This window comes from Mucilaginibacter sp. MD40 (genome assembly GCF_002288635.1).
Taxonomy (GTDB): domain Bacteria; phylum Bacteroidota; class Bacteroidia; order Sphingobacteriales; family Sphingobacteriaceae; genus Mucilaginibacter.
Genome location: NZ_NRSW01000001.1, coordinates 1,817,464 through 1,839,303 on the forward strand (window position 1 = coordinate 1,817,464; position 21,840 = coordinate 1,839,303).

General features: G+C 44.1%; 21 protein-coding genes. 12 read left to right on the top strand and 9 right to left on the bottom strand.

The genetic code is table 11. The features are described 5' to 3' along the window. From CKK33_RS08255 to CKK33_RS08290, 8 genes are all read right to left on the bottom strand, one after another. A complete protein-coding gene (locus tag CKK33_RS08255) occupies nucleotides 1-975 on the bottom strand; it encodes a class I SAM-dependent methyltransferase (protein ID WP_095703645.1) in 975 nt (324 codons plus the stop codon). Next, nucleotides 968-2,215, bottom strand: a complete 1,248-nt coding sequence (locus tag CKK33_RS19700) for an ABC transporter ATP-binding protein (protein ID WP_233138170.1) — start codon at nucleotides 2,213-2,215, stop codon at nucleotides 968-970. The genes CKK33_RS08255 and CKK33_RS19700 overlap by 8 nt, the downstream gene beginning before the upstream one ends. Continuing rightward, nucleotides 2,215-3,078, bottom strand: a complete 864-nt coding sequence (locus CKK33_RS08265; RefSeq protein WP_095703646.1) for an ABC transporter permease — start codon at nucleotides 3,076-3,078, stop codon at nucleotides 2,215-2,217. The genes CKK33_RS19700 and CKK33_RS08265 overlap by 1 nt, the downstream gene beginning before the upstream one ends. Then, nucleotides 3,071-4,192, bottom strand: a complete 1,122-nt coding sequence (locus CKK33_RS08270; RefSeq protein WP_095703647.1) for a glycosyltransferase family 4 protein — start codon at nucleotides 4,190-4,192, stop codon at nucleotides 3,071-3,073. Before CKK33_RS08270 ends, CKK33_RS08265 begins: the two co-directional genes overlap by 8 nt. Then, nucleotides 4,185-5,960, bottom strand: coding sequence for an asparagine synthase (glutamine-hydrolyzing) (gene asnB, locus CKK33_RS08275; RefSeq protein ID WP_095703648.1), 1,776 nt, complete (start codon nucleotides 5,958-5,960; stop codon nucleotides 4,185-4,187). Before asnB ends, CKK33_RS08270 begins: the two co-directional genes overlap by 8 nt. A gap of 93 nt (nucleotides 5,961-6,053) precedes the next feature. Next, on the bottom strand, nucleotides 6,054-6,569 hold the full coding sequence (locus CKK33_RS08280) for a UpxY family transcription antiterminator (protein ID WP_233138171.1): 516 nt from the start codon (nucleotides 6,567-6,569) through the stop codon (nucleotides 6,054-6,056). Nucleotides 6,570-6,572: 3 nt separating this feature from the next. Beyond that, nucleotides 6,573-8,999, bottom strand: a complete 2,427-nt coding sequence (locus CKK33_RS08285; RefSeq protein ID WP_095703649.1) for a tyrosine-protein kinase family protein — start codon at nucleotides 8,997-8,999, stop codon at nucleotides 6,573-6,575. Continuing rightward, nucleotides 8,999-9,778 (bottom strand): polysaccharide biosynthesis/export family protein, encoded by a 780-nt coding sequence (locus tag CKK33_RS08290; RefSeq protein ID WP_095703650.1) that lies wholly within the window; start codon nucleotides 9,776-9,778, stop codon nucleotides 8,999-9,001. Before CKK33_RS08290 ends, CKK33_RS08285 begins: the two co-directional genes overlap by 1 nt. 88 nt (nucleotides 9,779-9,866) lie before the next feature. Between CKK33_RS08290 and CKK33_RS08295 the strand changes: the two genes are divergently transcribed. The 5 genes from CKK33_RS08295 to pgk all read left to right on the top strand — a co-directional run bounded on the left by CKK33_RS08295 (nucleotide 9,867) and on the right by pgk (nucleotide 14,543). Beyond that, nucleotides 9,867-10,616, top strand: a complete 750-nt coding sequence (locus CKK33_RS08295) for a glycosyltransferase family 2 protein (RefSeq protein ID WP_095703651.1) — start codon at nucleotides 9,867-9,869, stop codon at nucleotides 10,614-10,616. A 54-nt stretch (nucleotides 10,617-10,670) separates the two neighbouring features. After that, on the top strand, nucleotides 10,671-11,774 hold the full coding sequence (locus CKK33_RS08300; protein WP_095703652.1) for an MraY family glycosyltransferase: 1,104 nt from the start codon (nucleotides 10,671-10,673) through the stop codon (nucleotides 11,772-11,774). A 52-nt stretch (nucleotides 11,775-11,826) separates the two neighbouring features. Next, nucleotides 11,827-12,828: a type I glyceraldehyde-3-phosphate dehydrogenase gene (gene gap, locus CKK33_RS08305; protein WP_095703653.1), complete on the top strand. Its 1,002-nt coding sequence runs from the start codon at nucleotides 11,827-11,829 to the stop codon at nucleotides 12,826-12,828. Further along, nucleotides 12,821-13,255, top strand: a complete 435-nt coding sequence (locus CKK33_RS08310; RefSeq protein WP_095703654.1) for a GNAT family N-acetyltransferase — start codon at nucleotides 12,821-12,823, stop codon at nucleotides 13,253-13,255. Before gap ends, CKK33_RS08310 begins: the two co-directional genes overlap by 8 nt. Nucleotides 13,256-13,352: 97 nt before the next feature. Beyond that, a complete protein-coding gene (gene pgk / locus CKK33_RS08315) occupies nucleotides 13,353-14,543 on the top strand; it encodes a phosphoglycerate kinase (protein WP_095703655.1) in 1,191 nt (396 codons plus the stop codon). Between the two features lie 71 nt (nucleotides 14,544-14,614). On the opposite strand, the gene CKK33_RS08320 is transcribed toward pgk, so the two are convergent. Next, nucleotides 14,615-15,571, bottom strand: coding sequence for an endo-beta-N-acetylglucosaminidase H (locus tag CKK33_RS08320; protein ID WP_095703656.1), 957 nt, complete (start codon nucleotides 15,569-15,571; stop codon nucleotides 14,615-14,617). A 262-nt stretch (nucleotides 15,572-15,833) separates the two neighbouring features. Between CKK33_RS08320 and CKK33_RS08325 the strand changes: the two genes are divergently transcribed. From CKK33_RS08325 to CKK33_RS08355, 7 genes are all read left to right on the top strand, one after another. Beyond that, nucleotides 15,834-17,690: a CocE/NonD family hydrolase gene (locus CKK33_RS08325; protein WP_095703657.1), complete on the top strand. Its 1,857-nt coding sequence runs from the start codon at nucleotides 15,834-15,836 to the stop codon at nucleotides 17,688-17,690. A 74-nt stretch (nucleotides 17,691-17,764) separates the two neighbouring features. Next, entirely contained in the window at nucleotides 17,765-18,181 is a 417-nt protein-coding gene (locus CKK33_RS08330) for a VOC family protein (protein ID WP_095703658.1), read from the top strand. Continuing rightward, the gene (locus tag CKK33_RS08335) at nucleotides 18,181-18,594 is read left to right on the top strand and encodes a hypothetical protein (RefSeq protein ID WP_095703659.1); all 414 of its coding nucleotides are present in this window, start codon (nucleotides 18,181-18,183) and stop codon (nucleotides 18,592-18,594) included. Before CKK33_RS08330 ends, CKK33_RS08335 begins: the two co-directional genes overlap by 1 nt. Before the next feature lie 119 nt (nucleotides 18,595-18,713). Next, a complete protein-coding gene (locus CKK33_RS08340) occupies nucleotides 18,714-18,953 on the top strand; it encodes a hypothetical protein (protein ID WP_143822929.1) in 240 nt (79 codons plus the stop codon). A gap of 74 nt (nucleotides 18,954-19,027) precedes the next feature. Then, nucleotides 19,028-19,459 carry a tail fiber domain-containing protein gene (locus CKK33_RS08345; protein WP_095703661.1) on the top strand — a complete coding sequence of 144 codons (432 nt, stop codon included), beginning with the start codon at nucleotides 19,028-19,030 and terminating at the stop codon, nucleotides 19,457-19,459. 80 nt (nucleotides 19,460-19,539) lie between these two features. Next, on the top strand, nucleotides 19,540-19,956 hold the full coding sequence (locus CKK33_RS08350; protein ID WP_095703662.1) for a hypothetical protein: 417 nt from the start codon (nucleotides 19,540-19,542) through the stop codon (nucleotides 19,954-19,956). An 80-nt stretch (nucleotides 19,957-20,036) separates the two neighbouring features. After that, the gene (locus tag CKK33_RS08355) at nucleotides 20,037-21,551 is read left to right on the top strand and encodes a glycoside hydrolase family 32 protein (RefSeq protein WP_095703663.1); all 1,515 of its coding nucleotides are present in this window, start codon (nucleotides 20,037-20,039) and stop codon (nucleotides 21,549-21,551) included. The last annotated feature ends 289 nt before the right edge of the window (nucleotides 21,552-21,840 follow it).

Below are 21,840 nucleotides of genomic sequence, written 5' to 3' on the forward strand. Positions count from 1 at the left end.
TCAGGCTTTTATCCAGGCTGAGCAAAAATGCCTGCCGTTTTGGTCGTTACTTAACGCCAGTTCATGTTCTAATTTTCTGTAACGTTCATCCAGGTTACTGCCCATGGTTCCGTAGAAACCGTAAGTGCGATAACTGATCAGTGTATTATTTTTGAGGTAATTAACCAGTTGCTCCTTACTGATACCGGCGCCCGCAGAGTAGGGTAAACCTTCTACATGGATATCGGTTACGCTCCATATTTCACTATCTGTAAGTGGTTGGTTAATAATTTTTTGCTCGAGCAGCTTTTTGTTAACCCGGTTAATATAATCGGGCTCCTTAAACAGTCGTTTTGCTTTATGGATAGCACGCTCTATTATGGTTTTATTAACCCGCTTGCTTTCATAGTATTGCTGGTACTCCTTTTTTCGGCCCTCTAAAACCTGATTATTCTGTGCTTCCGAGGCCGGGTCTTGCATGGTAATGAGCAGCGCCCCGCTTTTTTGTAACGAACTGATCTTTTCAAGAAAAGCGGGCAGGTCCGGTATGTGATGCAATACCGATGATATCAGGATAATGTCGTACTGTTCATGCAATATATTCACATCTCCGTTAATGTCTAACACTTTCTTTCCCCATTTTGCAGAGCGTTTTACCGCCTGTTTGAGCATTTCTTCCGACGTATCCAGCAGATGTATTTCCGCGACGCGGCTATCCATATCAGCATTCAGCAGCATTTGTGTGGCTAAGCCTGTACCGCAGCCTACATCCAGCATTTTAAGCGGCTGGTTATTTTTAATGTGGGGCTTAACATCCGCTATCAGTAAATCGTATTGTACAGGCAAGCTCTCCCACATTTCGGTATGCAGCTTATCGTAGTGTTTAGCCTCCTCGTTGTGAAATATGACATTTACCCGGGCATGAAATTCCCTCGCGTCAGTAAGGTTTGATTTTTGCCTGATCAACGGCTCAAGTGTTTTTAAATACTCACTCATTTAGTCGGATAAATTCGGCATTGATAATTCCTTCGTCGGCCTTGCGGATATGATTATCCCAGACAGCACTGATGGTGAACATGCCTATTTCAGTACCCCATACCCAATCATTATCGGTATCGCCCCAGGCGCCAAGGGCAATGGTATATTCTCCGGGGCGTAGTATTCCCGCTTTGATATTAAATGAAGCATTAAACTTCCCGGAGGCGAGATGTCGCCCTGCGGCAACTTCCCGCAATGTAAATAAACGGACTCCTGCATGGTACACAGCTAATATAAACACCACGCGGTTGAAATCTTTAACTACGTCGCCCTCAATATTAAAGCAAAGTGGTTGGGCCATACTAATAACAGCATGGTCATCGGCCGAGTTGTTGATCCATATTTTATGAAACAGCAACTGATCTTTCAGATTGCCGTTAAGTATACGGGTGATGTTATCAGTACGGTTCAAAAGCTGGTTGTAAGTGTTAATGGCGTTACTCACCGGCTCAATACTTTGCAGCAGGCCATTATTAAGCACCATGCCCGTATTGCACAGGCTTTTAATGCTGCCCATGTTATGCGATACAAAAAGTACGGTGCGACCCTCGCCTTTACTAACATCCTGCATTTTACCCAGGCATTTTTGTTGGAACTCGCTATCACCTACGGCCAGCACTTCATCAACGATGAGTATTTCTGATTCGAGGTGGGCGGCAACCGCGAAAGCCAGCCTCACATACATACCCGAGGAATAGCGTTTTACCGGGGTATCTACATACCTGTCAATACCGGCGAAGGCTATAATCTCGTCAAACTTCCTTTTTATTTCGCCTTTACGCATACCCAATATGGCACCGTTCAGGAATATGTTTTCGCGGCCCGTAAGCTCGGGATGAAAGCCTGTACCTACTTCAAGTAAGCTGGCAATACGGCCTTTTACCTTTACAGAACCTGCGGTAGGAGAAGTAACACGGCTTAATATTTTTAGTAAGGTGCTTTTTCCGGCACCGTTACGGCCAATAATCCCTACGGCATCACCCTGCTCGATATCAAAATCAATATCACGCAAGCTCCACACCACATCATTGGTGCCTTTTTGCGTACGGTCGTTTGTTTCGCCAATCTTTAGGAAGGGGTCTTCCTTACCACGCAGCCGGGCCCAGTATCGCTCCAGGTCGCGCGAGATAGTTCCCGTACCGAAGTCGCCCAGTTGGTAGGCTTTGGAAAGGTTTTCGGCTTTAATGGCTATGCTCATCAGATGGTGTCTACAAATGATTTTTCGGCTTTGTTATACACTATGGTTCCCAACAGCAATATAACAATGGTAGCTAATGTACAATACAGCAGCAAACCTAAATCTAAGCTACCCTTCCCTAAAAAACCATACCTGAAAGTTTCAATAATGGCGGTAATTGGGTTGTATTTGATCATCCAGCTGTATGCGGGAAATTTTGCCTGCGCTTCTGACAATGGGTAAACTACCGTTGTGGCGTACATTAACAATGGTACGCCAAAGGTTATTACAAAAGCCAGGTCGCGGTATTTAGTAGTTACGGCTGATATCAGCATGCCCAGCCCAAGCCCCTGCGCGGCAATTAATAGCAGCAGTACGGGGAAAAGCAGCGCATACATATTAATACCAGTCAGATGACCCTTTGCATAATAGAATACCAAAAGAACCACGAATAATATAAACTGAACAGCAAACCTGATGAGGTTAGATGCTACAATACTCAGTGGCATAATGAGCCGTGGAAAATATACCTTGCTCATGAGCGCTGTATTATCTTTAAAAACAGTTGATGTTTTGGTGAGGCACTCGGCAAAATAGTTCCATAATATGGTGCCGGCCAGGTAAAAAAGTGGTTTCGGTACCCCATCAGTTGGTATGCCGGCCAGATTGCCAAAAACCAGGGTATAAAATATGATGGTGATAACCGGCTGTACAAAAAACCAAATAGGCCCTAATATAGTTTGCTTGTAAAAGGATACAAAATCACGCCGTACCAGCAGCAGGAGCAGGTCGCGGTATTGCCAAACCGCTTTAAGGTTAAGGTCGAACAGGCTGGTACGTGGTTTTATTTCCAGATCCCAGTGTTCTTTACCTGGTTCAGTCATGCTGTATCATGGTTTGCAGGGTTTCAACATAGTTAAGTTCGCTAAAATACTGCAGGCATTTCTGTTGCAACAGCTTTTTATCATCAATAGTTAAAGGGTTGGCTAAGCAAGTGGCAATGGCGTTTTCCAGCTCTTGCTCAGCATCAGGGTTTATCGCTTTGCCCAGTTCGCCGTTACGTATAGCATCCAGGCTGCCATCAACGTTGCCGCAAATAACAGGCAGGCCGCAGGCCAGCGCTTCAATAAATACAATACCAAACCCTTCCTTTTTGCTGGGCAATACAAAATTATCAGCCATTAAAAAGTGTTCGGCTAGTTCCTGTTCGGGAATGTAGCCGGTTAAAATTACGGCATCATCCAGTTTACTCTCATTGATCAGCTGTTTTACCCGCCTACCTTCGGCCTCATCATAGGCGCCAGCCAATACATATTTTATGTTGGGGTGATTAATCTTTAGGTTAGCAACAGCCCTGATTACCCTATCGTACCCTTTGTATAGCTCGGTTGATGACAGCCGTGTAAGACTAAAGATGATCTGATTGTTTTGGCTTAACCCGTATCTGTTAAGTAAATGTGCGGGTTTTGAGAATTCACGCGGCAGGTTCATGAACGGATCCAGTACATTATTGAGTACAACACATTTATCAGGCGAGGTGCGGTGCCATTTAAAAAGCTGCGAACGGGTAAAATTGCTCACACATAAAACTTTATCGCATTTGTTTAACAGGCGGCGTTTGTGGTAGGGCAGGGGGCGCCATACTTCAATACCATGGGCAATAAGCCAGATCTGTGTTCGCGGATGTATAAGTTTTATAAAAAGCCCCGCCAGCGCAAGGTTGATATGACTTAATATGACTACATCATTTTTGGCAGGACTCAACATAGTCTTCCATAAAAAATGTATACGTTGATGCCGGTAGCCCTCAAAGCTGGCTTGTGGTACATACTGTGGCATCAAATCGTTATTGCTGTCATACAGCGATGCCAGTTTAAATTTCCAACCATTTTTTCGCGATAAGGTAAACAGGGAATGCGCCAGCACGCGGGTCATTTTTTGTATGCCGCCGGTGCTGCTAAAGGTTTGGAGCGATAAGAGATAAATGCTTTTAAACATGCTCCTGTATCTGATATAGTGCAAAAGCGCGCGACCAGTGCATTTGCCCCTTGTTAAAATCAGCGATCATTTTTTTTGCAGCAGGGCTTTGGTAATTACCTAGATGGCTGATGGCCTCATTTTCGCGCATCCACTGTTGGAGCGGAAATGTAAAACCCATTTTAGGCCTGTTCCAAACGGCTTCAGGTAAAATATCAGCAAAGCTTTCTACCAGTAATTTTTTGGGAGGGTTTGCAAAACGTATTCCGGGGGATATACGTGCAACCGCGGTGGTGAGTTCTTCATCAAGGAAGGGCACTCTTACCTCCAAGCCATGGCTCATGCTCATGGCATCTGTATCGTGCAGTAACTGGTTCTGCATGTATATATTCGTTTCCAACCATGATGCCTTTAGGGCGTCATCAGCACCCTGGTAAGGCTGTGGGTCATCAGCGAAAAGAATATTGGCCACATGCTGTTCTGTTGTGCCTGTAAGCATGGCTATTTCATTTATACTAAATAGCCCCCGCAGGGTAAGGTAGTCGGCTACAATGTGGTTATAGCCCAGGTAGCTAAGCCTTTTATAGCCCGATGAACCCATATTGCGCGCAAGTCTTAGTACCTGAAATGGTATTCTCTTTATATAACCCAGATATTTAATGCGGCTAAAGGATGGGTAACCACCAAACAACTCATCGGCACCCACGCCCGACAAAACAGCTTTAAGGCCGTTTTCATTCGCGTATTTACTTATGAACCATGAGTTGATGCCATCAGTAGTAGGCATATCCATAGCCGAGATTATTTGCTGGAAATACCGCTCAAAATCCTGCTGTTTTACCAGGTGCGTAAAGTTTTCGCCCTGTAATTTATTTAGTATTGTTTGCTGATACCGGCGCTCGTCGTATTGCTTTTCATTGAAGAATATTGACACGGTTTTTAACTGGCTTACCTCTTCATTAGCCAATAAAGAAAGCAAGCTCGAATCGATACCACCGCTAAGGAAAACGCCTATCGGAGCATCGGCAATGAGTTGCCTTTTAACTGCAGCCTGTAAACTATCCCTGATGATCCCACGGGCAGCTTCCGGGCGCTCAATAAACTGGCCATCGGATGTTATGGCGTACGATACCAGCTTGCAACGTCCGTTCTTATCCCGGTGCAAATAATGACCTTTAGGCAGGCTTAGCACATCCTGTAAAGTGGTATGCGGTTCGGGTATATGCCCATAGGCCAGCAACAGAACCGGCCATTGGGCGTTGGCCTGGTAGTTTAACCCTGATTGTTTGAATGCCCTTATTTCTGACGCGAATACCAGCTTTTTTCCATCCGCATGATAATATAGCGGTTTAATTCCGGCTGTATCCCTTACCAGGTAAATCTCATTGTGGGCAATATCATGCAGAGCAAAGGCAAACATGCCCCTTAGTTTGCTGAAAGATGCCGTGCCCCAATGCCTGTAGGCTTGTATAATTACTTCGGTATCGGTATCGTTTTGGAATGCTGCGCCAAGCTTTAGTAACCGGGCCTTTAATTCGCGGTAGTTGTATATTTCTCCGTTAAAGGTTATCACAACGGTTTGGTCGGCATTAGCCATTGGCTGGTGGCCGTTACGGCTAAGGTCAATAATGGATAAACGGCGGTGGCCAAAGGCAACGTCATTCCGGTTGCTTACATAAATGCCTTCATCATCAGGGCCGCCATGCCGCAAGGCATTACACATTGCTTTTACGCTTATTACGTCCTCGTTAGTTAAGTGTTCTGATACAATACCTGTTATTCTGCACATGGGGGAGTGTACATAGCTTCGCCTGGTAAGTCACATTTTTGTTTTGCAACTTATTATTTTACAATGCTTTAGATTTAAGGTTATTTTGCCTGTCTAAAGCCTGTTTATATAGGATGGTGGCATGCTTACTATAAGCGATTGCCCCATGCTTTCTAATCTCAATAATAGCTTTTTTTGTGAGCGGTGCGCTATTATCTCACCGTTTATACCTTTTAACGGGCCTGCCTTAATGGTCACTTTTTCACCGGGCTGCAGGTCCTCTTCTGTTACTTCAAGTTCCGCGTCGGTAGCTAAAAGTAATTTAAGCTCTTTTATCTGCCTGTCGGGCATGGTGGCTACTTTGCCAGAAAAGTACAGGAAACGTGCAATGCCTTTGGTCATTAAAACTTCGGCCATATGTTGCGGGCTGATGTTTACAAACAGGTATGAACTTATCAGCGGCTCCTCTACCCATTTCTTCCTGTCGCTCCATTGTTTTAGTTTTCTCTGTAAGGGAAGGTAAGCTTCAATACCTTTAGCCTTTAGTGCCTCGTAAGCTTTTTTTTCGGCCCTGGCATGGGTGTACACCGGGTACCATCTTGCAGCGCTTTCGCCGTTCATCACAGCCATCAATTATTTCCTGAACCAACTGGTTACATCCCACCATCTTTTCTTGCGCTCATCATCCATATAGTATCCCGATTTTTCATAACCGCTGTAATCCGAATAATAATAATAATGGCCATACCCATCGCCGGTGAAACGGGTGGTGTAATACCTCGAATGCAAAAGGTCTTCAGTGAAGGCATTAAGCACTATTACTGAATTATCCAGATGATACTCCTGCGCTATGCGCTGTGGAATGGTGGCCGCGTAATATTTTGACTTGCCTGAGCGGATAACAAAGATATTGATATCGCTGATGCGGATAAGCGGTACAGAATCTGAAACCAGGCCTACAGGGGCGGTATCAATCATGATGATGTCATAGCGCTGCTTCAGGTCTTCGATGAGCTCCTTCATCCGTGTACTATGTAAAAGTTCGGATGGATTAGGCGGCACCGGCCCTGAAACGATAAAATCGAGATTGGCTTGTTCCGAATGAAGGATAATATTATCAAGGTCCGATTGGCGCGACAGGTAGGTGCTAAGGCCTTCGTTATTGGGCACATTAAAGGTATGGTGCAGCCTGGAGCGCCTTAGATCTGCCGCTATCAATATCACCTTTTTATCTATTAATGAAAGCGTACTCGAGAGGTTAACCGCCACAAAGGATTTGCCCTCGCCGGCCACTTCAGAGGTAATACAGATCACCTTGCTATTTTTTTCGGAGGCGATAAAACTGAGGTTGGTCCTAACCGAGCGTACAGATTCTGCAAACATAGACTTGGGCATGCTTAATGCCAGTAGCTGTGAGTTGCTATCATTAATTTTATTGGGAAATTTACGTATTACCCCAATAATAGGCACTGTGGTAAGGCTTTCAACGGTTTCCTTATCATAAATGTAGGGGTTAAGTACCCGTATGAGTACGATGAGGCCAAGCCCTGTAAGTATACCAAATACAATTGCCGAACGGCGCACACTATGCTCATCAGGCGATACCGGGTTAAAATTAGGCTGAGCTTGTTCTACAATACTGGCTCCGGGCAATATACCCGCGCGGCTTATCTGTGCCGATAGTTTTTTTTCTGACAGGAAGGAGTAAACCTTATCACTTACCTCGTTATCGCGGTTAAGGGATATTTGTTCACGTTCAGCAACCGGCAGTACCGAAAGCTGCTTGTTGACACCGGCCAGTTGCCCCGTTAAATAATCATAACTGCGCTTAACATTGCTGTAAGTAGCATTTACCGAATTGAGGGCAGCCGTTTTGGCCTGCAGAATAAGGCTGTTAATATCCTGTATGGGCTGCGAAGTGGGGTTGTATGTTTTAAGCAGTTCGTAACGCTGGTTAAGTAATTTGTCGAGTTTTTCAACAATTACAGGGAGGGAGGGGTCGATCTTTTCATCGCCCAGGTTAAAATTAAGGGTTACGTTATTCTGTTCTTTGGCTATCTGGTTTTTGAGCTGGTCAATAGCCAATAGCTGAAGTTTTAAGAGTGCCTGTTGTGTTTCTAAGTCTTTTGCCTTAGCCAGGGCAGCTTCTGCTGATGTACTCACTTCCATCAGCCTGTTCTTTTGTTTAAAATCAGATATCTGCTTATCGGAGCTCTTGACCTGGTTAGAAAGGAACTTTAGCTGATCGTCAATAAAATTGATCATCTGCGTAGCCGACTGTGTTTTCCGGCTGCGGTCATACACCAGGTATTCCTTCATAATGTTATTAAGCACATCAGCCGCGAACTGTGGGTTGGCATCTGTTTGCTGCAGAAGAATTATGTTGGAGTTTTTGGCCAGCTCGCTGGTGCGCAGGCCGCTTCTTACCCGGCCCAGTAGTTCCTCCGGGGTATTAAATTTAAAAAGGTAAACCGTATTGTAAGATACATTACCGGGCTTTTTAATAACAAAAGTTGTTGAGCCTATAGTTATAGGCGAGTTAAAGTTGTGCTGGTCTGTTTTATCTTTTCCCGCGTTTTTGTAGGTAAGTTTAAAGCTATTGGTATTTACAGGTTTAAACGTAATGATGTCATGGTAAAAGTTCAGGCTATCAAACTGTATTAATTGTACATCAAGCGGTTTTTGAGGGTACAATTCACTGGTGCGCACACGGCCCTCTATATAAAAGCTAACAGGATAGTTGAGGTCGCGTATAGCATTTAATAAAACGGTTTGGCTTTGTATAATAGAGGTTTCGCTTTGTATGCGTGATACGCTGCGATCAACCGGTGCTACCACACCGGCCATATCCGGAATTTCGGATTTCTTATCCTCCAGCTTCATGGTGCCGGCAGTGGCATAGGTTTTTGGCGTATACCATAAATACACGTGTGACCAAACCAAAAAAATAAGCAATGAGCCTGCTACCCAATACCAGCGGCTTACCAGTATTTTGCCTATTTTAAAATAATCAATCTCCTGGTTAGGCAGTTTTTTAACCTTGTTTTCCGTTTCTTCCATTATTGCCTGCTAAGCGTAAAGATAATTAAGGCGGTGTTAAGCAGCAACAAGGCAGGCTGCACCCATGTATTAAAGCTTTGTAAGTTATCGTTACGTATGGCTCGTTTATTTTGTGCCACATAAATAACATCTCCGTTTTGCAGGATGGTGCGTGGGTCTGTTACGGCGCTTAAATCTCCCAGGTTGATCATCGTAACCTGGCTTTTATTTTTCCCGCGGATGATCTTTACGTTTTTTTCGTTGGCTTGTGGGGTTAAACCGCCTGCCTGGCCTATGATCTCTACCAGTGTGGTATTATCTTTAGTGAGAGGGAAATTGCCTGGCGCTTTTACCTCACCCAGCAAGGTAACTTTTAAATTAACCACCTTAAGCTCAATGATAGGGTCCTTTAATAAAATTTTATGATAAAGATCCTCAATAAGTTTTGTGGCCTGTGGGCGTGTGAGGCCCGCTACCTGGATATGCCCGAGAGCCGGCAGGGTAACCGTACCGTCTTCTTCTACCTGATAGGTTTGCCCCTGCGAGGCAATAGTGTTGCTGGAAGAACTGCCCGTTGATATTGATGGGGGCACGTCGTCAACAATATACTTTAAGCTTTGCAGGTTGCGTACCTGTAAAATATCCTGCGGTTGTATGCGGTATGGGGTAATAACAGTTGCCTGCTGCAAACTATCAACACTGGTAGCAGGGTTATGAAAAAGTAACTGGTTTTGCTTGTACGAGCATGAACTCACAGTTAAAACCAGGGCTATCAAATAGGTTAAATATAACAGGCGCATATTTTGTTATTGGCTGCTAAATATCAGGGAATAAATTATGCAGCATTTTCAAAAATACATAATTTGCGGCTAAATATAGTACTTTGGAGTGCCACAACCAGCCAAAATTTCAATAATAACCGTGTGTTATAATGCTGTAAATACAATTGAACGTTGTATACGCTCGGTTATTAGCCAGCAGCATACTAATATAGAATATATCATTGTTGACGGAGGATCAACCGATGGCACCCTCGATGTGCTTTCGCGGTATGAAAAAAATATCAGCATTTTAATTTCTGAACCGGATAAAGGTATTTATGATGCCATGAATAAAGGCATTCAATTGTCATCAGGCGAAATATTAGGAGTGCTTAACGCGGATGATTTTTTCGCCAACGGAAAAATTTTAACAGTAGTACACGAAGCGTTTTCCAGCCAGCCGGCATATATTGTGTACGGCGATCTGGATTATGTCGATGCAACCGGAAATACTATACGTAAATGGCGTAGTGGCAATTATAAACACGGCCTGTTTAATTACGGATGGATGCCGCCGCACCCAACATTTTACTGCAGACGTGTGCTGTTTGAGCAATTAGGGAATTACAGCCTGGCCTATGGAACCGCGGCTGATTATGAGCTGATGTCGAGGTTTATGCATCTCAATAGAACCCACGCTTATTACGTGCCGATGGTAATGGTAAAGATGACCACAGGAGGAGTAAGTAACAGGAGTTTGAGCAACCGTGTAAAGGCGCTCATGTTTGATTTAAAGGCTATGCGGGCAAATAATATCAGTTTGCCAATTATGGCCTTTATAATCAAACCTTTAAGAAAGTTGAAACAGTTTTTATAAAATAGTATCAATTTCTATATTTGCGGGGTTAATTACCCCTAACTAATTTAACTGATGCAAACCTATTTGGGTGCCTACTATGTTGTATACTACCTATTGGTAGTTGCAGTCTCGGCTTTAATTACCATTTTCGCCATTCCTTCTATTCTTCATGTGGCCAGAACACGGCATTTGTATGATGATGTTGGCCATTTCCGCAAACAGCATGACCATGGTATACCACGGCTGGGCGGTGTAGCTATTTTCGTTGGCTTTACCATTACCCTGCTGCTGTTCAGTATTATTGATAAAACTATACCGGTAAGCTATTTACTTGCCGGCAGCCTGGTATTATTTATAATGGGGATAAAAGATGATCTTTCGGGCGTTAACCCCAGTACCAAACTGCTGATACAGATTGCCGTAGCCACTTTGCTGGTAATTGTAGGTGATATACGCTTTACCAGCATGTACGGCATATTAGGTTATCACGATATTTCTTATACAGTAAGTGTTATCCTGTCAATTCTTTTCATCATACTCATCGTAAATGCCTTTAACCTCATAGATGGTATTGATGGCCTGGCTGCAACAACTTGTATTGTTGCCAACGGTGCTTTTGCGGTGATATTCATTTGTATAAATCATTATGAACTGGCTGTAGTATCATTAGCTATTGTTGGCGCCTTATTTGGTTTTTTGCGATTCAATATTACCCCGGCAAAAATATTCATGGGCGACGCTGGCTCGCTGCTCATCGGTTTGATAACAGCATTGATGGCGGTAAAGCTTATCGAGATCAATAAAGTAACGGTATCCAATACCCCGGAGATCATATCAGCTCCCGCGGTTACATTTGCTATCCTGATAGGCCCTATTTTTGATACCCTGCGTGTATTTACTATGCGTATACTTAATGGTAAGTCGCCTTTCCTTGCAGATCGCAATCATATCCACCATCGCATACTTAACCTCGGCTTCAGTCATATGCAAACCACGCTGCTGCTGGCGGTAGTAAATATCGGCCTGATTGTGGCTGTTTATTCATTATCGTTTCTGGGTAATTTTATATTGATGATACTCATTTTTTCTTTGAGTATGCTTTTTAATTGGGGGCTTACAGTTGCTTTGCGTACCAAACAACGCGAAAAGTTATCGTTCCGTAACTTGTTTGTATAACCCGGAAAGGCTTTTTTAATTTAAGTAAATTTGCATCCTAATTTGTTACCGGATGAGGATCGCTATTAATGGATTTGGCCGTATTGGCCGTGTCTTTCTCAGAACTATATTGAACAGGCCGGGTATAGAAGTTATGGCTATTAACGATCTTACAGATACCGCCACACTTGCCCATCTTTTTAAGTATGACTCCGTTCACCGTGGTTTTAATGGTACGGTTACCGCAGTCGATGATGCCATAAATGTTAACGGAAAAAGTATCAAAGTGCTGCGCCAGTCTGATCCGTCACTATTACCATGGGGCGATATCGACATAGACCTGGTTATCGAATCAACCGGTAAGTACACCTCTCATGAGGGTGCGCAAAAACATATAATAGCAGGGGCTAAACAAGTGATCATCTCTGCACCATCTTCAGACAAGGCCATGCCTACGGTGGTATTGGGCGTTAATGATGATGCTGTGGATATTCATGCGCCCATTTTATCAAACGCCTCCTGCACTACCAATAATGTAGCTGCCATGGTAAAAATACTGGATGATAACTGGCATATTCAAGACGGCTACATTACTACCGTACACTCCATGACGGGCGACCAAAATCTGCACGATGCCCCGCATAAAGATCTCCGCCGGGCGCGTGCGGCTTCGTCGTCTATCATCCCAACAACCACAGGTGCTGCTAAGGCTATTACCAATATATTCCCCCATCTCGAAGGCAAACTGGGTGGAGCAGGCATCAGGGTGCCGGTATTAAATGGGTCGCTTACAGATTTTACTTGTAGCCTTGCCCATCAGCCTACTGTTGAGGAGATTAACCAAGCATTTAAAGCCGCGGCCGGCGGCCCTATGAAGAATATCTTAGAATACACCGAAGACCCGATTGTATCTGTCGATATTTTAGATAACCCGCACAGCTGCATTTTTGATGCTCAGCTTACTTCTATTGTAGGCGGCCTGGTTAAAGTGGTGGGGTGGTATGATAACGAGATGGGTTACTCCAGCCGCCTGGCTGATCTGGTTGAAAAAATAAGCCGGAGCAAACATGATTAAGTTTATTACCGCCGATGACGTATTGCCTATCCGCAACGAGGTTTTACGCGAGGGAAAACTTACGCTTGATGAATGCCGCTTTGTTAATGACGAAAAGGATAGCAGCTTTCATCTCGGGTATTTTGTTAAAGATAAGCTGGCTTGTATCGCATCCTTTCATGAGCAGGGATATAGAGATTTTGAGGGCCATGGTTACCAATTAAGAGGAATGGCAACGCTTGAAAAGTACCGTGGCAAAGGCTATGGTGCTATGCTGGTGAATTTCGCTATTACCTATCTGCGTGGCAGGCAGGTTAACTACATGTGGTGTAATGCGCGTAAAAAAGCGGTACCATTTTACCTCAGCGTAGGGTTCGAGATCGTGTCGCCGGAGTTTGATATCCCGGGCATAGGGCCTCACCATGCAATGTATGTTAAGATAAGGTGAATTTTTGATAAAATATAAACACCTTTTTTACTTTAGGGTTGCTCTTTAGAATAAATTTCGGCATTTTGCGCCGTTCCATCAATTATACACTATTTCAATGAAGACAATTGATCAGATAAATTTTAATGGTAAACGTGCTCTTATCCGTGTAGATTTTAACGTTCCACTGGATGAGAATTACAACATTACCGACGATAACCGCATGACCGCGGCGCTGCCTACCATCAAAAAAATTCTTAAGGATGGCGGTGCAGTTATACTGATGTCGCACCTGGGCAGACCTAAAGATGGCCCAACCGAAAAATATAGCTTAAAACACTTGGTTCCGCACCTGTCTGACCTGCTTGGCCAGCAAGTAGAATTCGCCAACGATTGCGTAGGCGAGGAAGCGGTAGAAAAATCTAAAGAGATTGAAAAAGGCGAGGTATTATTATTAGAGAACCTTCGCTTTTATAAAGAAGAAGAAAAAGGTGATGTAGCTTTTGCAGAAAAGCTGTCAAAGCTTGGCGATATCTATGTTAACGACGCTTTTGGTACAGCACACCGTGCACACGCATCAACAGCCGTTATAGCACAGTTCTTCCCGGATGCCAAGGTGTTTGGTTACCTGATGGCAGCTGAACTGAATAATGCCGAAAAGATATTGAATGGTGCTGCTAAGCCATTTACTGCTATTATGGGCGGCTCAAAAGTATCTGATAAGATACAGTTGATTGAGCGCCTGATGGATAAGGTGGATAATTTAATTATTGGAGGTGGCATGGCCTATACCTTTGCCAAAGCTGATGGCGGCAATATCGGCACTTCATTATTAGAGGCTGATAAGCTTGACCTTGCCCGTAGCCTGGTACAAAAAGCAAAAGAAAAAGGCGTAAACCTGCTGTTACCGGTTGATAACGTGATAGCCGATAAATTTGCTAACGATGCCAATAAGGATGTAGCCAAAACCGGCCAGATCCCTGATGAGTGGATGGGTTTAGATATCGGCCCTGAAACTATTCAATTGTTCAGCAAGGTTGTTGAAGAATCAAAAACCATCCTTTGGAATGGCCCTATGGGTGTATTTGAGATGGATAACTTTATGGCAGGTACTAAAGCAATTGCCGATGCTGTTGCTAAAGCAACCGATAATGGTGCTTTCTCACTGATAGGCGGCGGCGACTCAGCCGCTGCGGTTGCTAAATTTGATATGGTTGGCGATGTTAGCTACGTATCAACAGGTGGTGGCGCATTGTTAGAGTACATGGAAGGTAAAGAGCTTCCGGGTGTTAAAGCCATTAACGAATAAGAACCATTTAGTTTACATAAAGAAAGGCAACCAATTTGGTTGCCTTTCTGCTTTTATACCCGTGTTATTTATTAAGGATTATAAGTAGTGGCTTTACCATAAAGCGCATTTGATATACTGCTTAAGTAAGTATGTACATCTGTATTAGGCAAGTTGTAATACAGGTAAATACCATAATTATTATTAACCGTACGGGTAGCTAAAGACGCGGCGGTAGATGAACTGGTTGCCTGTATGTCAATAGCCGCCGGGCCGAGGTTACTCTTTGCAAGGCCGGGTACGTTTGGTACAGAGTAGGTGCCGTAAACGGCGTTCCAGCTGTAATTTACCTTTGAGCCTACGGTAACGCCATTATAGCTTAGTCGTGATGATGCCGGGCCATAAAAGTAGAACGAGATGATCTTGTTAGGCATTAATTGGCGTAATGCCGTTACCAGGTAAACAAAAGAGCTTGAGTTCGGTTGCCCTGTTCCGTTGGTGCCGTAATCGGCGTATTCGTCGTCGAAATCTATCCCGTCAAGTCCGTAGGTATTTACGGCATCACTCAGTTGCTGTGCAAATGCCTGCGCGGCGGCCTGATTAGGAAAGTTAGAAATACCTGTGCCCTGGTGGTTACCAAGGATAGATAACAGCACTTTAATACCTTTAGCCTGCAGCGTTTGTATGTAAGTTGCTTTGTTGTTTAAAACGTTGCTAACTTGAGGGTTAAAGTAAAGTACTGCTTTCTGTGTATTGGTATCATAATTAATATTGGCCGCGAAGATAATAGCAATATCAAACAATTGCTGGCCGGTAGATAACTTGTAGCTCCCTACATTGCGGATATCGTTGTTGTTCACTTCAACATAACAAACACCTTTCGGGCCGGTAACGCCTATGGCGTCAGTGCTTAACTTGCTGGCGTTTTTTGTAGTTTCAGCAGGCGTTGTTTGGGTAGTAATGTCTTTTTTGCAGGCCGTAAAAATGAGCGGCAGACTCAAGAGTGTAACAAAAGTTTTGCTTAACTGTGATTTAAAAATTGTTCTCATAATTATTACTATTGGTTTATAAATGGCAAGCGCAAAAACAGGGCATCCCTCAATAGAAAATAACAAATAGTAGGAGCAATCGACTTTAATTGCCGTTTGAAAGAAGAAAAAGGACGGCCTGTTTAAATGGTTTGTTTGGTTTATAATGATTGTAACGTATTTAACCCTGGCGGGGTTTCATTAATTTTAGAGAAAATTAGAGTGGGTGTCAAAGGCATGTATTGTTATTGTGTATAGACGGAATAATGTTGATATTCACCACATGAAAAGAACCCTCGTTATAACTTTTTGCTTTATCCTTTCAGCTTTCAGCTCCTTCGCTCAAAGTGACGCTGCTTACATCAAAGATAACTACACCAAGTATGAGTACCAGATACCCATGCGCGATGGCAAAAAGCTGTTTACATCGGTTTACGTACCTAAAGATCAGTCGAAAAAGTATCCTATCATGATGGATAGGACGCCTTACAGCGTGGCTCCATATGGGACAGATAAGTATAAAGCAGGCTTGGGGCCGTCATCGCAGTTTGTGCATGATGGGTATATTTTTGTTTACCAGGATGTACGCGGCCGTTGGATGAGCGAAGGCATCTATGAGGAAATGACTCCCGAACTGGAACAGCATAAAACCAATAAAGATGTTGACGAGGGTACCGATACATACGACACTATTGATTGGCTGATCAAAAATTTGCCTAACAACAATGGCAAAGTAGGAGTGTGGGGCATATCTTATCCGGGCTTTTATAGCACAACCGCTTTGTTGAGCCGCCATCCGGCCTTGGCAGCGGTATCGCCGCAGGCACCCATTGCCGACCTTTACCGCGATGATGCTTTTCATAACGGGGCGTTTATGCTGGTGGCGAACTTTGGCTTTTATCCGGGTTTCACCAATCGGCAGGATGATAAACCTACCCAGCGCAGGGCAAAGGGATTTGACCCGGGCACTAATGATGGCTATAAGTTCTTTATGGATTTGGGCAGCATGCGTAATTCTAACGTGAAGTATTATAAAGATACCATCCGCCTGTGGAACGAAATGATGGACCATCCAAATTATGACCAGCATTGGAAAGACCGGAATGTTTTGTTGCATCTGTATGATATTAAAACACCTACGCTGGTAACCGGCGGCTGGTACGATGCCGAAGACCTTTACGGCGCTATAAATACCTATAAAGTTTTAGTAAAAAATAACCCCGCAACGCCGGTTTATTTTGCCATGGGCCCGTGGGTACACGGTGGTTGGGCACATGGGAACGGCGACCATTTAGGCGATGTAAGCTTTGGCGGGCCTACCGGTCCAATGTACCGGGAGAAAATCGAGTTCGTATTCTTTAGTCACTATCTGAAAGGAACACCTTTGGATATCGCTAATGTAAATACCTTCGAGACCGGCGTAAACCAATGGAAAACCTATAAGCAATGGCCGCCGGTTGAAGCGCAGGAAAAGAACCTTTATCTGTTACCAGGTGGTAAACTTTCTTTCAGCGCGCCAACAAGCACTAAAAACGATTACAAGGAGTTCGTATCAGACCCCATGAATCCCGTTCCATTTATTGATGGTATTGACTTTGATATGAAAAGGGAGTACATGACCGCCGACCAGCGCTTTGCCGAAAAACGCCCGGACGTGTTGACTTACCAAACAGACGTGCTGGATAATGATGTTACCCTTGCCGGTAACATTTGGGCAAACCTAAAAGTGAGTACCACCGGTACAGATGCCGACTGGATCGTTAAAGTGCTTGATGTATATCCTGATACGGCTACTGCCAACCAGTTTACCGGTAAAGATGTAAAGATGGCCGGCTACGAGCAAATGGTACGCAGTGAGGCCATGCGGGGTAAGTTCCGCAACAGCTTTAGCAATCCCGAGCCGTTTGTACCGGGCAAGGTAACCCCGGTAAACTTCGAACTGCAGGATGTATTGCATACTTTTAAGAAAGGCCACCGCATAATGGTGCAGATCCAGAGCACCTGGTTCCCGCTAATCGACAGAAATACCCAGCAGTTCCAGGATATTATGAAAGCCAAGGATACCGACTTTAAGAAGGCAACGCACAGGGTTTATAGCTCAAAAGCCAATCCAAGTTATTTAAAGGTAAGGGTGTTATAAGCTGATACAACCAGCCGTAATGAGAACTGGCAGTAGCGACCAAACAAATAGCGATCTTTCGTACTTAATCACATATGATAAATATTGTTAACATAACTGCTATACAGCACATAGGCATACCGGTTACCAATATTGGCGATTCGCAGACATTTTATGAGCGTTTGGGATTTGAGCGAGCTATGCTGGCCGGATTTAAGCACAACGGTCTTCCGGGTACTTGTGTGATGATGCGACGTGGCGATATGATTATTGAGCTTTACCAGTTACCTGAGCCGAACCTGGATGAGGTGAGCAGCCGGGGTAACGGGCATATCGACCATGTCGCGTTTAATGTGCCTGATATTGATGTCGCTTTTGAGCATGTAAAGCAGGCTGGCTTTCATATCATTGAGCCGGAGCCTGTGTTTTTACAATTCTGGGAAAAAGGCTGTAGGTATTTTAATATTACAGGGCCCGATGGCGAAAGACTGGAATTTAACCAGATATTGTAATGAACAGATTTGGCTTTTGGTGCCTGGTAATGGTTTTGATGGCTTCTGCATGCAGTAGGAGCACAACAGTTGGCTGCCCGGCCAACCAGATATGTACCGAAATATTTACTTCAGTAGGTACCCGTTTTGTTGACCGTAATGGAAATAATGTAGCTGTTACCGATTTTACGGTTTTTAACCAGCGCACTCATAAAAAAATTGAGCCTCGTGGTGTGTTGTTGGGTGGTTCGGGTTTTAAAAATTATACCATTGTAACTGATGCCAACCGTAAGGATTTATCTACCGGCGGCGACGATATCAAAGTAACGGCAATGTATGGCAACCGAAAGGTTGAAGCGTTTTTTAAAATTTCAGGCGGTTGCAATTGCCACGTGGAGCGCCTTGCAGGGCCCGAAAAAATCATTGTTCAATAAACATTTCAGGAGTTAATTTTGTTATGTTTGCATAGTAATTATCTATGCGCTTCACTTGGCTTAAGCAAATTTTTATATTGATATGCTTGTTCTCGTTGCTCGAGAGCACAGGTATTTCTTTGACCAGGTTAATTGCCCACACCAGCATAACCCGGGTAGATAAAAACACCCAGGCTGATGATGATGCCACAGAACGAAGCGAAAGCAAAATAAAAGAGATACTTGCTGTAGAACCCTTTCATAATTTATCTGTGCCTGCTTTACATGCGGAGTATATTGTTTATCCTGTGGTAAATGACGCACGGCATTTGGGCTATATCTCACCTGTACCCACACCCCCGCCAGACGCGAGAGCCTGATCTTCTAAAAAATATCAGTTTAATTGTCACTCTCCCTCAGGGAGCTTATCTATCATTTTAAAAAATATCCTATCATGAAAATTCGTGTTTCATCTATATTATCATTTGTAATCGTTTTAGCAGCTATCAGCTTTGAAGCTTCAGCACAAACCATTAGCGATAAAGAAATTAAAACAGGTACAACGCCTATTACTAATTCCCTTAATTACATCTCTCAGCTTAAACCCATAAGCTACAGTTACGACCAGGCGGGATATAAGCAGCTTAATTTACCAGGCGGTACTCAGTATGGCTTTATAGCGGCCGATGTAAAACAGGTATTGCCTACTGTAGTAGGCAATAGGAACAGCTGGTATCAGGCGGGTAAAGGCAGCCAGCGTACCGTAACCACCCCCGAGGTCGATCTGCAAAAACTGGTGCCGTTACTGGTAAGCGCTATACAGGAGCAGCAAGCCCAAATAGAACAATTAAAGCAGGAAGTACAGCAACTAAAGAGTGCTAAATAATTAAAAGCGGCGAAAGCCGCTTTTTTGTAGCGATAACCAATTGGTGTGCGTAATCTGACTAAACCAAAACCAAAATTGTTATGAAAAGATTATGTATACTACTGCTTGTACTTGTTTGCGGCCTGAGCGCATGTAAAAAGAATAAAGGTGGGTGCGCCGCCCAGGTTTGCACAGATGAATTTGCATCTGTTGGCATAGTGTTTACCAATAGCGACGGATCTGCGGTTGCGCTCTCAGATATTGAAGTAATAAATCTCCGTACCAATAAGCCTGTACAACGCCCTCCAATGCCACCTACCATAGATTATGTTGCAGGCTTTGTGCTACTGGCAAATGACAATACCAAAGCAGAATTTTCTTCCAAAGGTGATGATGTAAGGGTAACGGTTAAAAGCAGCCAAACAGATAAGGTGAAATCTGTTACCCTAAAAATAGCCGGAGGCTGCAATTGCCATGTAAGTAAATTATCCGGGCCGGATACAGTAGCCTTTGATTAACTTTTTTATACAATCCTTGTTATATAGGGGTTTATTAGTAACTTGATAAATCCTTATTTAATAACCTGAATTGTATAAATATGAGCTTAAAGCGCTTACTCATTGGCAGTATTTTTTTAACAGCCGCGACAATTTCACAAGCACAAAAAACTACAGCTTACCACGAACCCTATCGCCCGCAGGTGCATTTTTCACCAAAAAAATGGTGGACTAACGACCCTAACGGCATGGTGTACTATAAAGGTACTTACCACTTGTTTTTTCAGCATTATCCCAAGGCCACTGTTTGGGGGCCTATGCACTGGGGGCATGCCACCAGTAAGGACCTGGTGCACTGGACGCAGCAGCCAATAGCCCTGTATCCGGATAAACTGGGTTATATTTTCTCGGGTAGTGTAGTGGTTGATGAGCGCAATACATCCGGCCTGGGTACTAAGGATAAACCGGCTATGGTGGCTATCTTTACCCACCATGATCCTAAAGGTGAAAAAGGCGGATCAAGCACTTATCAGAACGAAAGCATCGCTTACAGCCTTGACGAAGGCCTCACCTGGAAAAAATATCCCGGTAACCCTGTACTTAAAAACCCCGGTATCAAGGACTTTCGCGACCCCAAGGTTTTCTGGTACGATGAGGGGAACAAATGGGTAATGAGCCTGGCCACTAAAGACCGTATTACCTTTTATTCGTCGCCAAACCTGAAGGATTGGACCAAGGAAAGCGAGTTTGGCCAGTCGCTTGGGGCGCACGGCGGGGTTTGGGAGTGCCCTGATCTTTTTCCGCTGCAGCTGAATGGTAAACAATACTGGGTGCTACTGGTGAGCATTAATCCCGGCGGCCCTAATAAAGGCTCGGCTACGCAATATTTTGTAGGGCATTTTGATGGTAAAACCTTTACCCCGGTGAGCACCAAAACCAAGTGGATAGACTACGGCCCCGACGACTATGCAGGCGTAACCTGGGGCAATACCGGCAAACGCAAAGTGTTTTTAGGGTGGATGGGTAACTGGTTGTATGCCAATGAAGTACCTACCAAGGTTTGGCGCAATGCCATGACCGTACCCCGCGACCTTAGCTTAACGCTCGCTGCAGGTGATATTTACCTGCGGTCGGAGCCAGTGCCCGAAATGGGTAAGATAGCGAACGGTACCATTAAGGTTGACGCGGAGCAACTGGTTAAGAACAACAATATTTTCTCGGTGATAAAGCAAAGGCCGGGGCAGTTTACACTCAAATTTAAAACAAAGGCCGCTAAGGATTACTCAGTGATACTATCTAACGATGGTGGTGAAAAACTGGTAATAGGCTTTGATGCCGCTAAAAACCGCTATTACATTGACCGCTCCGCGTCAGGGCAAAAGCAGTTTAGCAAGCAGTTTACCAATGCCGGGTACGCGCCGAGGCTAAGCACCATGCTTGATAGCGATATGGAACTCGTGGTAGATCAATCGTCTGTTGAGGTGTTTGCCGATGGTGGTTTAAGCAATTTAACCGCCGTGTTTTTCCCGCGGAAACCTTACAATAAGCTGAGTTTGGTTAACCACGGCATGGAAATAGAGCACCTGCAGATACAGCCGCTCAAGAGCATCTGGTAGGGTAGCGTTCCGCTAATGGTAATACATTGGTGGCACAAACGGAACACCTTGTTGGCCAGTGATTTAGCGAACAGTAAAAACTTAGTAATATTGCTGATTTTTTCTTTAATTAATTGGCAGTCTGATGGTTGTGTTTTTTGGCTGCCGTTCCGTGCGGAACGCTTTTGGAAGCTATAACGGAACGGTAATGGAACGCATGGAAAAACCGGACTTTTTGGTTAAAGGTCTAAGTTTAGCGTAACGTAACTTAGACCTTTAAAGCGTTAAGCTTTTAGCTGCCCAAATCAAG

What these genes read in the sequence shown, in the direction of transcription:
- CKK33_RS08255 (WP_095703645.1), bottom strand. Translation starts at nt 975, where the DNA reads ATGAGTGAGTATTTAAAAACACTTGAGCCGTTGATCAGGCAAAAATCA.
- CKK33_RS19700 (WP_233138170.1), bottom strand. Translation starts at nt 2,215, where the DNA reads ATGAGCATAGCCATTAAAGCCGAAAACCTTTCCAAAGCCTACCAACTG.
- CKK33_RS08265 (WP_095703646.1), bottom strand. Translation starts at nt 3,078, where the DNA reads ATGACTGAACCAGGTAAAGAACACTGGGATCTGGAAATAAAACCACGT.
- CKK33_RS08270 (WP_095703647.1), bottom strand. Translation starts at nt 4,192, where the DNA reads ATGTTTAAAAGCATTTATCTCTTATCGCTCCAAACCTTTAGCAGCACC.
- asnB (WP_095703648.1), bottom strand. Translation starts at nt 5,960, where the DNA reads ATGTGCAGAATAACAGGTATTGTATCAGAACACTTAACTAACGAGGAC.
- CKK33_RS08280 (WP_233138171.1), bottom strand. Translation starts at nt 6,569, where the DNA reads ATGGCTGTGATGAACGGCGAAAGCGCTGCAAGATGGTACCCGGTGTAC.
- CKK33_RS08285 (WP_095703649.1), bottom strand. Translation starts at nt 8,999, where the DNA reads ATGGAAGAAACGGAAAACAAGGTTAAAAAACTGCCTAACCAGGAGATT.
- CKK33_RS08290 (WP_095703650.1), bottom strand. Translation starts at nt 9,778, where the DNA reads ATGCGCCTGTTATATTTAACCTATTTGATAGCCCTGGTTTTAACTGTG.
- CKK33_RS08300 (WP_095703652.1), top strand. Translation starts at nt 10,671, where the DNA reads ATGCAAACCTATTTGGGTGCCTACTATGTTGTATACTACCTATTGGTA.
- gap (WP_095703653.1), top strand. Translation starts at nt 11,827, where the DNA reads ATGAGGATCGCTATTAATGGATTTGGCCGTATTGGCCGTGTCTTTCTC.
- CKK33_RS08310 (WP_095703654.1), top strand. Translation starts at nt 12,821, where the DNA reads ATGATTAAGTTTATTACCGCCGATGACGTATTGCCTATCCGCAACGAG.
- pgk (WP_095703655.1), top strand. Translation starts at nt 13,353, where the DNA reads ATGAAGACAATTGATCAGATAAATTTTAATGGTAAACGTGCTCTTATC.
- CKK33_RS08320 (WP_095703656.1), bottom strand. Translation starts at nt 15,571, where the DNA reads ATGAGAACAATTTTTAAATCACAGTTAAGCAAAACTTTTGTTACACTC.
- CKK33_RS08325 (WP_095703657.1), top strand. Translation starts at nt 15,834, where the DNA reads ATGAAAAGAACCCTCGTTATAACTTTTTGCTTTATCCTTTCAGCTTTC.
- CKK33_RS08330 (WP_095703658.1), top strand. Translation starts at nt 17,765, where the DNA reads ATGATAAATATTGTTAACATAACTGCTATACAGCACATAGGCATACCG.
- CKK33_RS08335 (WP_095703659.1), top strand. Translation starts at nt 18,181, where the DNA reads ATGAACAGATTTGGCTTTTGGTGCCTGGTAATGGTTTTGATGGCTTCT.
- CKK33_RS08345 (WP_095703661.1), top strand. Translation starts at nt 19,028, where the DNA reads ATGAAAATTCGTGTTTCATCTATATTATCATTTGTAATCGTTTTAGCA.
- CKK33_RS08350 (WP_095703662.1), top strand. Translation starts at nt 19,540, where the DNA reads ATGAAAAGATTATGTATACTACTGCTTGTACTTGTTTGCGGCCTGAGC.
- CKK33_RS08355 (WP_095703663.1), top strand. Translation starts at nt 20,037, where the DNA reads ATGAGCTTAAAGCGCTTACTCATTGGCAGTATTTTTTTAACAGCCGCG.